At 40.9% G+C, this 13,557-nt stretch carries 12 protein-coding genes; 11 read left to right on the top strand and 1 reads right to left on the bottom strand.

Features of this window, described 5'->3' with window-relative positions; genetic code table 11:
- Positions 1-308 precede the first annotated feature (308 nt).
- Positions 309-2,228, bottom strand: a complete 1,920-nt coding sequence (locus J7E67_RS01010; protein WP_214718863.1) for an ABC-F family ATP-binding cassette domain-containing protein — start codon at positions 2,226-2,228, stop codon at positions 309-311.
- 178 nt (positions 2,229-2,406) lie between these two features.
- Between J7E67_RS01010 and moaC the strand changes: the two genes are divergently transcribed.
- From moaC to J7E67_RS01065, 11 genes are all read left to right on the top strand, one after another.
- Positions 2,407-2,904 carry a cyclic pyranopterin monophosphate synthase MoaC gene (moaC, locus tag J7E67_RS01015; RefSeq protein WP_214718862.1) on the top strand — a complete coding sequence of 166 codons (498 nt, stop codon included), beginning with the start codon at positions 2,407-2,409 and terminating at the stop codon, positions 2,902-2,904.
- A 36-nt stretch (positions 2,905-2,940) separates the two neighbouring features.
- Entirely contained in the window at positions 2,941-3,597 is a 657-nt protein-coding gene (locus tag J7E67_RS01020; protein ID WP_214718861.1) for a redox-sensing transcriptional repressor Rex, read from the top strand.
- 159 nt (positions 3,598-3,756) lie between these two features.
- Complete coding sequence (gene ystJ, locus J7E67_RS01025) at positions 3,757-5,004, top strand: NADP-dependent malic enzyme (protein WP_214718860.1); 1,248 nt, start codon at positions 3,757-3,759, stop codon at positions 5,002-5,004.
- A gap of 271 nt (positions 5,005-5,275) precedes the next feature.
- Complete coding sequence (locus tag J7E67_RS01030) at positions 5,276-6,028, top strand: sulfite exporter TauE/SafE family protein (protein WP_251026494.1); 753 nt, start codon at positions 5,276-5,278, stop codon at positions 6,026-6,028.
- A 196-nt stretch (positions 6,029-6,224) separates the two neighbouring features.
- On the top strand, positions 6,225-7,844 hold the full coding sequence (gene dcuS, locus J7E67_RS01035) for a DcuS/MalK family sensor histidine kinase (RefSeq protein WP_214718859.1): 1,620 nt from the start codon (positions 6,225-6,227) through the stop codon (positions 7,842-7,844).
- Positions 7,822-8,529, top strand: coding sequence for a response regulator (locus tag J7E67_RS01040; RefSeq protein WP_214718858.1), 708 nt, complete (start codon positions 7,822-7,824; stop codon positions 8,527-8,529). The genes dcuS and J7E67_RS01040 overlap by 23 nt, the downstream gene beginning before the upstream one ends.
- A gap of 119 nt (positions 8,530-8,648) precedes the next feature.
- On the top strand, positions 8,649-9,992 hold the full coding sequence (locus tag J7E67_RS01045) for a 2-hydroxycarboxylate transporter family protein (RefSeq protein WP_214718857.1): 1,344 nt from the start codon (positions 8,649-8,651) through the stop codon (positions 9,990-9,992).
- Between the two features lie 82 nt (positions 9,993-10,074).
- Positions 10,075-11,289, top strand: a complete 1,215-nt coding sequence (locus J7E67_RS01050) for an NAD(P)-dependent malic enzyme (RefSeq protein ID WP_214730722.1) — start codon at positions 10,075-10,077, stop codon at positions 11,287-11,289.
- A gap of 176 nt (positions 11,290-11,465) precedes the next feature.
- A complete protein-coding gene (locus tag J7E67_RS01055) occupies positions 11,466-12,089 on the top strand; it encodes a YhbD family protein (RefSeq protein WP_214718854.1) in 624 nt (207 codons plus the stop codon).
- A gap of 12 nt (positions 12,090-12,101) precedes the next feature.
- Positions 12,102-12,821 (top strand): bactofilin family protein, encoded by a 720-nt coding sequence (locus J7E67_RS01060; protein WP_214718851.1) that lies wholly within the window; start codon positions 12,102-12,104, stop codon positions 12,819-12,821.
- Between the two features lie 13 nt (positions 12,822-12,834).
- Positions 12,835-13,545, top strand: a complete 711-nt coding sequence (locus J7E67_RS01065; RefSeq protein WP_214718850.1) for a cytoplasmic protein — start codon at positions 12,835-12,837, stop codon at positions 13,543-13,545.
- The last annotated feature ends 12 nt before the right edge of the window (positions 13,546-13,557 follow it).

Here is a 13,557-nt window from a genome sequence, read left to right on the forward strand (position 1 = left end):
GGATTTGTCGACAGTCTGAACTCTTCTGGATAAGAAGAGTTTTTTTGTTGATAAGATTTTATAAAAATGCAGATCAAAAACTGGTGAATGTGGATAAGTGGGGTGTTTTCTGTGGATAATGTGGATAAGTAAGGTCTTTATTGTGGATAATGTGGAAAAGTAAAAATAACATTGAAACTGTCCTGTTTGCAATGTGAATAAGAATGTGGAAAAGTGTATAACTTAATGAATTAATGCCATCATATCAAAATTTGTCGATAAATGTCATAATAAACAAAAAACCAGGCGAATGCCTGGTTTTTGCATAATTATTCAGCCAGCTCTGCCCATTCTTCCATTAAGTGCTCGAGTTCAGACTTTGCCTTTTCATTTTTTATGTTGATTTCCAACACTTTTTCATGATTTTGAAAAATGTCTGGTTCGCATAATTGCTGCTCGAATTCTTGAATTTGCTCTTCTAGCTCTTCAATTCGTTGTTCCATTTCTTCTAATTTCCTTTTGCGCTGACGCTCTTGTTTTTTACTTTCCTTATCCTGTTGATAAGAGTTTTTCTCGAAAGCATCCGTTTGTGCTGCCCTTTTTGCTGTTGCGGCTAGCGCTAGTGCTGCAAGTTCTTCCTGTTCTAGTTTCTTCTCTAAATAATAATCATAATCCCCGAGGTATTCTGTACTTCCATGACGACTAAGTTCTAAGACCTTTGTGGCAATCCGGTTAATAAAATACCTGTCGTGTGAGACAAACAATATCGTGCCCGGGTAATCGATTAATGCATTCTCTAGAACTTCCTTACTATCTAAGTCAAGATGGTTGGTAGGCTCGTCCAAAATTAAGACATTTGCTTTCTCCAGCATCAGTTTAGCTAAAGCTAGACGGGCTTTCTCACCACCGCTTAAGGTGGAAACTATTTTTAAGACATCATCACCAGAAAATAAGAAATTACCGAGCACCGTACGTATTTCTTTTTCATTTTTTAGTGGATAGTCATCCCAGAGTTCATTTAAGACCCGCTTATTGGAGGTCAATTCAGCTTGCTCCTGGTCGTAATACCCAATCTGAAGGTTTGTCCCATAGAGTATGGTTCCCTCAAGTGCAGGCAACTTTTTGATAATTGTTTTTAAAAGTGTTGATTTGCCGATACCATTCGGTCCAACCAATGCGATACTTTCACCTTTATAGGCCCGGAAAGAAATGGACTCTGAAACCTTACCATCCTTGTATCCAACAGCGAGTGAATCCACTGTTAAAACATCATTTCCGCTTTGTTTTTCAATTTCAAACGTGAAGGAAGCAGACTTTTCATCGCCTAATGGACGATCCATCATCTCCATCTTTTCAAGCTTTTTACGCCGGCTTTGGGCTCGTTTGGTTGTCGATGCCCGCGCTAAATTGCGGTTGATAAAGTCTTGGAGATCAGCGACCTCTTGCTGTTGTTTTTCGAAAAGCTTTAAATCACGCTCATAATTTGCCGCCTTTTGATCAAGGTAAGAACTATAGTTGCCTGTAAACCTTTGGATTTGCTTACGGGATACTTCATAAACTTGAGTAACAACTTTATCTAAAAAATAGCGGTCATGGGAAACGATCAAAATCGCCCCATGATAACTTTGTAAATATTGCTCCAGCCAGGAAAGCGTATCAATATCAAGGTGGTTTGTGGGCTCATCCAATATTAGGATATCAGGCCTGGTTAACAAGAGTTTACCAAGGGCTAGACGAGTTTTCTGACCGCCGCTTAAACTAGATATCATCAAGGATTTGTCATGGAAATTCAGCCCATGAAGGACGGAGCGCATCTCTGCCTCATATTGATACCCTCCCTGTTCTTTAAATTTCACCTGAAGATGATCGTACTCTTTTAGGATCCTTTCGTACCTGCCACTGTCTTCAAAAACAAGAGGATCAGCCATTTGTTCTTCAAGTGTGCGGAGTTGTTTTTCCATCAATCGCAGCGGTTCAAAAACCGTCAGCATTTCATCCCATATGGATAATGATGATTCTAACCCAGTATTTTGAGCTAAATAGCCAATCGTCACTTCTTTTGGCTTGATGATTTCTCCGCCATCATGCGACAAGTGTCCGGCTATAATCTTCAACAATGTCGATTTTCCCGCCCCATTGCGTCCAACAAGGGCAACACGGTCCCGAGTTTGTAATTCGAGCTTAATATTCGATAAAATAAGGTCAGCACCATAATATTTTTGTAATTGATTAACCTGTAGCAAAATCATTCTCATTCACCTCTATTACATAGGATTAGTGTACCTTATTCCCGGTATGTCGGCAATAAACTGCTCGCCATATTAGCGGAGTAAGGGTCCTAAATCGACATAAAATGTAATATTTAGTTCAAAGTTTCACACACATATAAGGAAAAATAGTGTATGATTTGATGGGAGGATTTTTTATATGGCAGAATTTACGCATTTTAATGAAGAAGGCAGAGCAAAAATGGTCGACGTCAGTGATAAGCCGGAAACGGCACGTACGGCGCTTGCTCATTCCAGCATTACCGTTAGTAAAGAAATTTATGATAAAATAACTAATAATGAGATGAAGAAGGGCGATGTCTTAGCAGTGGCCCAGGTAGCAGCTGTCATGGCAGCAAAGAAGACATGGGATTTGATTCCAATGTGCCATCCGATTCCATTAACAGGTGTTAATATTTCTTTCTCTTGGGAACAGGATAAGGATGAGAATTATCAATTATATATTGCTGCAGCCGTTAAAACGAAGGGGAACACAGGAGTGGAAATGGAAGCGTTAACAGCCGCATCCGCATGTGCCTTAACAGTTTATGATATGTGTAAAGCCGTTGATAAAGGTATGGTAATTGGACCGACGTATCTTGTCGAAAAAACAGGCGGTAAAAACGGTGATTTTAAAAGAGATGAAAGAGTTAAATAAATTTTTAACTAAACCATTCATGGGGTGTGGGAGATTATGAGTAATGAAACAACGAAAATACCACAGGCGACAGCAAAACGGCTGCCCCTCTATTATCGATTTCTAAAAAACCTGCATAGTTCCGGCAAGCAAAGGGTCTCTTCAGCGGAATTGAGTGAAGCAGTAAAGGTAGACTCAGCAACGATTCGCCGCGACTTTTCCTATTTCGGTGCGTTAGGAAAAAAGGGCTATGGGTATAATGTTAATTACTTAATATCCTTCTTCCGAAAGACCTTAGATCAGGATGAATTAACTAAGGTTGCCTTAATAGGAGTCGGAAATCTTGGGACTGCCTTTTTAAACTATAACTTTTTAAAAAATAATAACACAAAAATAGAATGCGCCTTCGATGTGGATCCCGACAAAATGGGAACCATGATTCGCGAGGTACCCGTTCATCCTATGGATGATTTAGAGAAGGTGTTATCAGAAACTAATATTTCAGTGGCGATATTAACGGTTCCGGCTCCTGCCGCACAAATGATAACCGATCGACTGGTCCAAGCGAATGTAAAAGGGATCTTAAATTTCACTCCGGCAAGGTTAAATGTTCCACCATTAATAAGGGTCCATCATATTGACTTGGCTGTGGAGCTTCAATCGCTAGTCTACTTTTTAAAGCATTATCCAACGGTGGAAATAGATGAAGAATAATTAGTTAATAAGGCTTTCCACAAAATTTGTGGAAAGCCTTTTGTATGATTAAATCCCTGCTTTTTTTAATTACATAATCTATCAAAATATTGACCTATGCACTAAGATTTAGATAGATAAAGTGCAAGCGGTTACTAATTCGGAAAGTGGGGAAATCCAATGTCAATTTTACGAGATGAAGCGTTAAAAATGCATAAGGAGCATCAAGGAAAGGTTGGAATCTATTCAAAGGTTGCAGTACATAATGCAAAAGATTTAAGCCTAGCCTATTCACCTGGTGTGGCAGAGCCATGTTTGGACATTTATGCAGACGAAAATAAAGTCTATGATTATACCTCAAAGGGCAATCTAGTTGCAGTTGTATCCAATGGGACAGCAGTCCTGGGGCTTGGGAACATTGGACCAAAAGCTGCGATGCCTGTGATGGAAGGAAAGGCCGTGTTATTCAAATCATTCGCAGATGTTGATGCTTTTCCCATTTGCTTGGCCACAACTGATACAGACCAGATCGTAGAAACCGTCAAATTGCTAGAACCAACATTTGGCGGAGTGAACTTGGAGGATATTGCTGCGCCGCAATGCTTTGATATTGAAGACCGCCTCCGCAAAGCCTGTGATATTCCTGTTTTTCATGATGACCAGCATGGAACAGCGATTGTAACAGCGGCTGGTTTAATCAACGCATTAAAATTAGCGGATAAAAAAATTGAAGATATTCGTGTTGCAGTAAATGGAGCAGGTGCAGCAGGAGTAGCGATTGTTAAACTTATGCTACATATGGGCGTGAAGGATGTTATTTTATGTGATACAAAAGGAATTATTTATGAAGGCCGCCCGGTTGGAATGAATCGATTCAAAGATGAAATGGCACAAATCACAAATCGCGAGCAAAAACAAGGAACGTTAGCCGATGCGCTTGTTGACGCAGATGTGTTTGTGGGGGTATCAGCAGCTGGGGCCGTTACGAAGGAAATGGTTGGTTCTATGCACCGTGACCCGATAATCTTTGCCATGGCCAACCCGGTACCGGAAATTATGCCGGATGTGGCCAAAGAAGCAGGAGCACTTGTAGTGGGTACAGGACGTTCTGATTTTCCGAACCAGGTTAATAATGTGCTTGCATTCCCAGGAATTTTCCGCGGTGCTTTAGATGTCCGTGCAAAGGAAATCAACGAGGAAATGAAGCTCGCCGCGGTTTATGCAATTGCTGGTTTAATTTCAGAGGATGAGCTCCATGCCGATTATGTCATTCCAGATCCATTTGACCCTCGGGTCGCAGCACAGGTAGCAACCGCGGTTGCGTATACTGCAATGGAAACAGGGGTAGCCCAAAAAATTATCAATGTTGAGGAAATTAAGCAACGCCTATCAGCATTAGCAGAAGCAAAACAACCAGTGCTTGCTTAGGTCGAGTAAAATCTAGCTTTTAAGGGAAGACTACCTCAACCTAGTTGAGGTAGTCTTTCAAATTTTGGAAATTAGGGCATAATTCCAATATATCTTTTAAATTTTTAGTACAATAATGAATGATAGTTTTTTCTTTTTCAAATCAGTGGGTAAAATAAGGACAAAATCGATGGTGAACTGACTCATTTTGTCGGTATGACCCCGTCCTTAGGTAAGTAATAAAACATTTCCTAGAAGGACATCTAGGGTTTTGCAATCGGAGGGGATGAAGTTGGCGATTGTGCTGACGATGTTTGTGCTTGGGATTTTATTAGGATTTGTCGGGGCAGGCGGCTCTGGCTTTATTATTGCCATCTTAACAGTTATTTTTGGAGTACCAATACATATGGCGTTAGGGACATCACTAGCAGCGATGGTATTTACTAGCATGTCAGGTGCCTACAGCCATTTTCGTCAAGGAAATATCTCAATTAAAACGGGTTTAATCGTCGGCGGATTTGGGGCAGCTGCCTCCTATTTAGGTTCAAAACTAGCCAGTTTGATTCCGACTCATTCTTTGCATTGGTTAACAGCGGGGATGTTATTTTTGTCGGCTGTGATCTTGGTTGTTCGCTTATTTATTGTTCAAAAAATAAAGGCAAACAACAAAAAAGTGAAACCTGGCAACCTGTTTCTCATTAAGAAAGCGGCAGTTGTCGGGTTGGTTACCGGATTGTTGTCTGGTACATTTGGGATAGGTGCTGCACCGTTCATTCAAATCGGATTGCTGGTCATCATGGGACTTTCGCTTAAGCAATCAGTGGGTACAACAATGCTCGTTATTTTGCCGATCGCTTTAGCAGGAGGAATCGGCTACTATTTCGAAGGATACCTGAATTTAACCCTGTTAGTTGAAGTGGTAGGAGGAACGATGATTGGCTCCTATGTCGGGGCTAAGTTTACAGCCCTTGCTCCGCAGCCCGTATTAAAAGGTGCGATGGTCCTGACCCCTATTATCGCAGGAGCTATTTTGCTCATAAGTTAAGGCATCGTTCGCAAGGATGGTTAACTGAGACGATGAACTCTCAGACCAGCCTAAGTTAAAGAAAGTTTCTAAGACTGCAAGGTATTTTCATAAGAATGCTTTGCAGCCTTTTTGCGTTTACTTACCGGGATGGTTAGTATGTCATCAGGTGGAGATCAGAATGGTGCCTGTCGCCTTCTCAAAGATGGAGGGAAATATGAGAAAGGGAAGATGGAGTTTACAGTCGGTAATTATTGTCTTTGTGTGTATGGTGGTTACTTTTTCACTATTGATAACAGATTTACTAATAAGTTCGAGAATTGCTAAGGAGACGGAAAAAGGTCAGGCTGAGAAAGCAAGAAATGTGGCTCGAATGGTTGCTCATAGTCCGCTTGTTGTTAATGCAATGAGTAGAAAACAGAATGAAAAGGAAATCCAAACGTTTGCCAATGAAATGAGAAAGGTCACGAACGTTTACTTTATTGTTGTGATGGATATGAACGGGATCCGAAAATCCCACCCTGATAGTAAAGAGATAGGGAAACCATTCAAGGGTGGAGATGAAGGGCCTGTCCTAAAAGGAAAAGAGCATCAATCTATTTCAAAGGGATCTCTTGGACCTTCATTACGCTTCTTTACGCCAATTAAGGATGCAACCGGGAAGCAGATCGGGGCCGTGGCTGTTGGGATATCTTTAGATAATGTGGAAAAGGCCGTCAAAAAGAGCAGAATGGGGATTTATATTGGGACGATGATTGGTATCTTAATCGGTGTTCTCGGGGCTGTTATTTTAGCTAGATATATAAAAAAGATCTTACTTGGGCTTGAGCCGTTTGCGATTGCTAAATTATTAGAGGAACGAAGCGCGATGCTTCAATCGGTGCGTGAGGGAATTGTTGCAGTGGATCAACACTCAAACATAACACTTGTCAATCGAGCAGCCTTAAAGCTGTTTGATAAAGCAGGCCTGCAAGATAACCCAATGGGGACAAATATAGAAGAATATATGTCATCTACTCGCTTAAGTGATTTATTAAAAACAGGTAAACCTGAATTGGATGAAGAACAGAATATAAATGGGATGACCATTTTAACCAACCGAGTCCCCGTTATCGTTGGGAATAAGGTAGTGGGCGCAATTGCTACTTTTCGCGATAAAACAGAAATACAGGTACTCGCTGAAGAACTGACAGGAGTAAGAGCATACGCCGATGCACTTCGGGCCCAGGCACACGAGTTTATGAATAAACTTCATGTGATTTTGGGGATGGTCCATACAGGTTATTATGAAAAAGTTGTCGAATACATCAATGAAACGGTTGATCATCGTAATAACGAAATTGGCTTCGTTACCAAAAAGATAAAGGACCCTGTTTTAGCTGGCTTTTTAATTGGAAAGTTGAGTTATGCAAGGGAATCAGGGGCAGAGTTATCAGTTTCCTGTGAACAGCCTCTTCCGCAGCCCGCTGTTTCTGATGTGACACACGAACTCATAACCATTGTTGGCAATTTAATTGATAATGCCACCGAGGCTGTGAATGGTTGTACGGTTAAAAAAATAGCAGTAGAATTCGAATATGGCGATGATATTTTAACAATTGAAGTAAATGATACAGGGGCAGGGATGAGTGAAGAACTGCAAAATCAAATTTTTAACAAAGGATTCTCAACAAAAGGTGAAAATAGAGGGTTAGGACTGTATCTCGTTTCGCAGGCGATTAAGAAGCTGAGAGGGGAATTAATTCTTTCATCAAAGCCTGGAAAAGGGACTGTTTTTACCGTGTATATACCATATGAAGGGGAGGGGGTCCAGAATGATCCGGGTAATGATTGTTGAAGATGACCCAATGGTGGCTGAATTTAATAAACGCTATCTTGAGCAAGTTCATGGATTTACCTTGATGGCAATGGCCGCATCCGTGGATGAGGCGATTGGGAAAATTGAAAAACTAGAAATCGATCTTATCTTATTGGATATATTTATGCCGGGGAAACAAGGATTAGAGCTGTTAACCTACCTTCGTGAAAATGAGAAAGAGACCGATGTGATTATTATTTCAGCTGCGTCAGATATGGAGCGGATTAAAAAGGCTTTAAGATACGGAGCCGTTGATTATTTAATTAAGCCTTTTGAATTTGAACGCTTTAGTAGAGCATTAGTTGCATATAAGGATCAAACAAAGTTTATTCAAACTCAACAAGTGATTAACCAAGACGTATTGGACAATCAATTACTGCACCGAGAGGATAGGCCTCTTATCGAAGATTTACCAAAGGGATTGACAAAAGATACCCTTAAGCAAATCTGGGATACGATTCAAGAGTTAAAAAATGTCCCGTTTTCAACAGAGGACGTAGTGAAGGTCGTGGGAATTTCTCGGGTCTCGGTCCGTAAGTATTTAAATTTTTTAAAGGAAATTGGAATCCTTGACGTTAAGGTAATCTACGGTACAGTAGGGAGACCCGTTTACCAGCATGAATTTAATCGATTGAAACAACATCTGATCAAAAACTTTTTGTAAGCAGCCTAAAACTGCTTACTTTTTTTATTTACAAAAACCTTATTAAATTTACATAAACTATGAAAGCGGTTTAATTCAGAATATGATAGAAACATCAATAGATTGGGGGATGAACACTTATGGAACCAGCAAGAAAGTTGCAATCGCTTACGGTTGTTGCAGGGGAAAAGGAAAATAAGGGGATTTTAGGTAAATTTGGCAGTTTGAAGGTAGGGGTAGTTCCACTGCCACTTTATATCGTTATCGCAGCTGTTGTCTACTTTTCAGCCGTCTATAAATTGCTTCCAGCGGATATGATTGGTGGCTTTGCCATTATTATTGTTATGGGTATTTTACTTGGCGATCTTGGCATGAAGATTCCGGTTCTAAAGGATATTGGCGGACCGGCAATTTTAGCACTTTTGATTCCGTCTATTTTAGTCTATTTTAGTGTAATTAACACGACTGGTATGAACGCGGTTACCCAGTTGATGAAAACATCCAATTTCCTTTACCTCTATATCTCTATTTTAGTAGTGGGCAGTATTCTTGGGATGAATCGTAGAGTCTTAATTCAAGGCTTTACACGCATGTTTATCCCGCTTATTTTCGGAACACTTGCATCTGTTACAGTAGGCGTTCTTGTTGGTTTGCTTTTTGGATATGACATGAAACACACATTATTCTTTATTGTTGTTCCAATTATCGGCGGTGGGATTGGAGAAGGAATTTTGCCACTTTCATTAGGCTACGCAGAAGTGCTCGGAAAATCTTCTGAATCATTTGTAGGGCAATTAATTCCAGCAGCGGTGATTGGAAATATTGTCGCCATCATTTGTGCAGGGATTTTATCACGCTTAGGGGAGAAAAAGAAGCATCTGACTGGTAATGGAGTATTAGTGAAGACAAAAGGCGGCGATGGTATCTCAGAAGCCGCAACGATAGATAAACCGGTTGATTTCCCACTCATGGGTGCTGGACTGCTAATAGCGTGTAGTTTCTTTATCTTAGGTGGACTAGGAAATAAATTCCTCGGTATTCCTGGGCCAGTGTTAATGATTATTGCAGCAGCCGTTGTGAAAAGTATTAAAGTAATGCCGGCTAAAATGGAACAAGGTGCCTATCACTTATATAAATTTGTATCATCGAGTTTAACCTGGCCATTAATGGTTGGATTAGGAATGCTGTATATACCGCTTAAGGATGTAGTAAAAATCGTCACACCTGGATATGCGGTTGTCTGTACCTCAGTCGTAGTCGCAATGGTTACTACTGGTTACTTCGTAGGAAAGTTGATGAAGATGTACCCGGTCGACTCAGCGATTGTTACAGGCTGTCATAGTGGTTTAGGGGGAACGGGTGATGTTGCAATTCTTTCCGCTTCCAACCGGATGTCATTGATGCCATTTGCTCAAGTTTCGACTAGAATCGGGGGCGCCTCAACGGTTATTTTGGCTATTCTTTTGCTTAAATTATTAAGCTAGTCATTCGTAAATCGGGCTGTGCCTGTTTGTCACGGCCCGATTTTTTATTAGTTTTAGATTGGACCAAAAGGAGAAGGTTGGAATGAATGAAAGCAAGATAAAAGAACAGGCAGTGCTGCTCCATAAAAAGCTGGCAGGTAAAATTAGCATCGTCAGTAAAGTAGAAGTGAACAATGCCGATGATTTGAGTTTAGCTTATACGCCCGGTGTAGCTGAGCCTTGTAAGATCATAGCAAAAAATAGTGAAGCTTCCTTCGAGCATACAGGTCGGGGTAATCTAGTAGCAGTTGTAACAGATGGAACAGCGGTATTAGGATTAGGAGATATTGGCCCTGAGGCTGCTATGCCAGTAATGGAGGGAAAGGCTGTTTTATTTAAACAATTTGCCGGGATCGATGCGTATCCGCTTTGCTTAGGTACAAAAAATGTCGATGAGATTGTCAATATTATCAAAGCACTAGAGCCAACGTTCGGCGGAATCAATTTGGAGGATATCGCCGCCCCAAGATGCTTTGAAATTGAGGAACGCCTAAAAAAGGAACTTAACATTCCGGTCTTTCATGATGACCAGCATGGAACGGCGATTGTCGTACTAGCAGGCCTTTTGAATGCACTGAGAATTGTGAAGAAAAGTATCTATAAGGTTAAGGTTGTTCTAAATGGTGCTGGTTCTGCTGGTATAGCGATTGCCAAGCTTTTATTAAAAGCGGGTTTTAAGGATGTTACCTTAGTAACCCTGGAGGGAATTCTTTGTCCAGGTGAAGAGTGGATGAACGACCGGCAAGCAGAAATAGCAGAGAGAACAAACCTGGGCAGGTTACATGGGACCCTAAAAGACGCGATTAAAAACACTGACATTTTTATCGGAGTCTCAGGTCCAAAGGCTTTAACAGGAGATATGGTCAGGACCATGAATAAAGATTCAATCGTTTTTGCAATGGCAAATCCAGTACCCGAAATTTATCCAGAAGAAGCGCTTGCGGCAGGTGCAGCAGTAGTCGGAACAGGCCGTTCTGATTATCCTAATCAAGTAAATAATGTGCTCGCCTTTCCAGGAATCTTTCGTGGTGCTCTCGATGTAAGGGCAACCGACATCAATGAGGAAATGAAACTTGCAGCAGCTTACGCCATTTCAAGTCTTGTATCGGATAAAGAGCTTCGTGCGGAGTATATCATTCCTAACGCCTTAGATTCTCGTGTAGGGGATCGAGTGGCAGCAGCTGTTTCGACTGCAGCGATTGAATCGGGAGTAGCACGAAAAAGCTCCAACTTAAAAAAACTAGTAGAAATCATCTAAGCAAAGCTTATCGAACGGTGGAAAATGAGGAAAATAGGTTCAAGAAGGTCTTTCACGATATAACGTGAGGGGCCTTTTTTTGTAAAATAATAATTAGGACATCCTAATATTTACATTTGCGCTTTACAAGCGTAACAGTGTTATGTTACATTATTTTTAAGGAAGGTGTTTTTATTATGAGTGAGGAGTTAATCTCTAAGAAAGACCTGTTAGAATTAGCCGGAATATCCTATGGACAGCTATATAGATGGAAACGGAAGGACCTTATTCCAGAAGAATGGTTCGTAAGAAAGTCAACGTTTACGGGTCAGGAAACTTTTTTTCCAAAGGAAAAGATCTTAGAAAGAATCGAAAAAATCCAAACAATGAAAGAAAACTTATCCTTGGATGAACTAGCTGACATGTTTTCGCCAAATGTAACGAATTTAAATTATACCAAAGATGAGTTAATAAAACGTAACATTGTTTCGACAACAGTTGTCGATTTTTACCTTGAACAGGAAAAAGGCAGTCTTCAATTTAATTTTACAAGAATGCTGGAAGTGTTTATTTTAGAAAAGCTGCTTCAGTCGGGTGAAATTAATTTGGAGGAAGGGAAAATGGTCTTGCAGGTGTTAACGGACAATACGGCCTTAATCAAGCAAAAAAGCTGCGAATTGGTGATGACTCGAAAGTTGGGCATGTCATCATGTCTGTTACTAATTAATGCAGAAGAATTTCATTTTGAACGCGGAACAAAAGTGGTTGCCACTTTGTCGCTAATGACGTGCATGGAAGAAATTAAAGCGAAATTATTATAAAGGAGAATGATGATGGATACGAAAAGCAGGGGAGACTTGGTTATTAATGGCTTCGGTGCATCCAATGGGGGACAGTTCCGCGTTGTCACATTAAATGGCCGAGGGACGGTTAACGATGATTTAGAATGCGTGGAACTTGATTGTAATGGTTCCGGGATTCTCAATGGAAACGTCATTTCTGAAAAAGCAAAAGTAAACGGGCATGCAAGGTTCAGAGGGAGTATCGACAGTAAGATCCTAACGATTGATGGATCAGCCAGAATCGACAAAAACCTATCAGCTGAAAAATTAAAGGTCTCCGGTAAGGCAACGGTTGGCGGCAGGGTCAAATGTGAGGAAATAAAAATTCAGGGGACATTTACGGTCAGTGAGGATTGTGAGGCGGAAATTTTTAAAGCGGAATCGCAGTTTACGATTGGCGGACTTCTAAATGCAGACCAGGTGGACATAAAGATGTTTGGAGAATGTAAAGCAAAAGAAATCGGCGGGCAAACGATTACGGTAAAGGCGAAGGGATCCTTAGTCGGTAATTTGCTTAAGGCCTTTTTTAAACCACAGCTTGAAACGGAATTAATTGAAGGGGATAAAATTGAACTTGAAAATACGATTGCCAAAGTCGTTCGTGGGAACCAGGTGTGGATTGGTCCAAATTGTCAAATTGGTCTAGTGGAATATACTGAGGAATTTTCGATGGATAAAAAGGCAATTGTTACTGAGAACAGAAAGGTTTAAGGGGGATAAGAAAATGACAAGAAGCGAAAATCTGATTATCAATGGCTCGGGCAGCTATCCTGGCGGCCGTTACGATAAAATCAGTATTCGAGGGGAAGGAACGATTGTCAATGCTGTGGAAAGTTCGACTTTCCATGTCTATGGTACGAGTGAAGCCGTCGAAAATGTCAAAACAGGCTCGGTAAAAGTATTTGGTGAAGCAGAGATCAAAGGGAATATGGATGCAGAGGAAACACTGATCATGGGAACGATGATGGTCGGTGGCAATGCTCTTTTAAAAAAGATAAAAATTTTCGGATTGCTGGAAGTCGGCGAGAGACTGACAGGGGATGAAGCAAACATTAAAGGGAGTATCTCAGTGAATGGCGATGTGGAGTATGAGACGTTCGACTCTAGTGGCGGCTTTGAGATCAAAGGATTACTGAGTGCAGATACAATTAAGGTCGGTTTGCGTTTTGGGCAAAGCACAGCTGAGGAAATCGGCGGCGGAAAAATAACCGTCAAAAAAAGAAGTAACTCACTCCTCCCCTTTGGAAAAGAGGCAGGGTCCCTAAGTGCGAAAGTCATTGAAGGGGATGATATCTACCTTGAAAATACCAAGGCTGATATTGTTCGGGGCAACAAGGTGAAAATTGGACCTGGCTGCCAAATAGGAGTGGTGGAGTATCGAAATGATTTCTCGCATGACCCGAGGGCGGCAATAAAAACGACGATTAAGATATAAAGGAGAAATGTG

It is taken from the genome of Bacillus sp. ISL-46 (assembly GCF_018613205.1).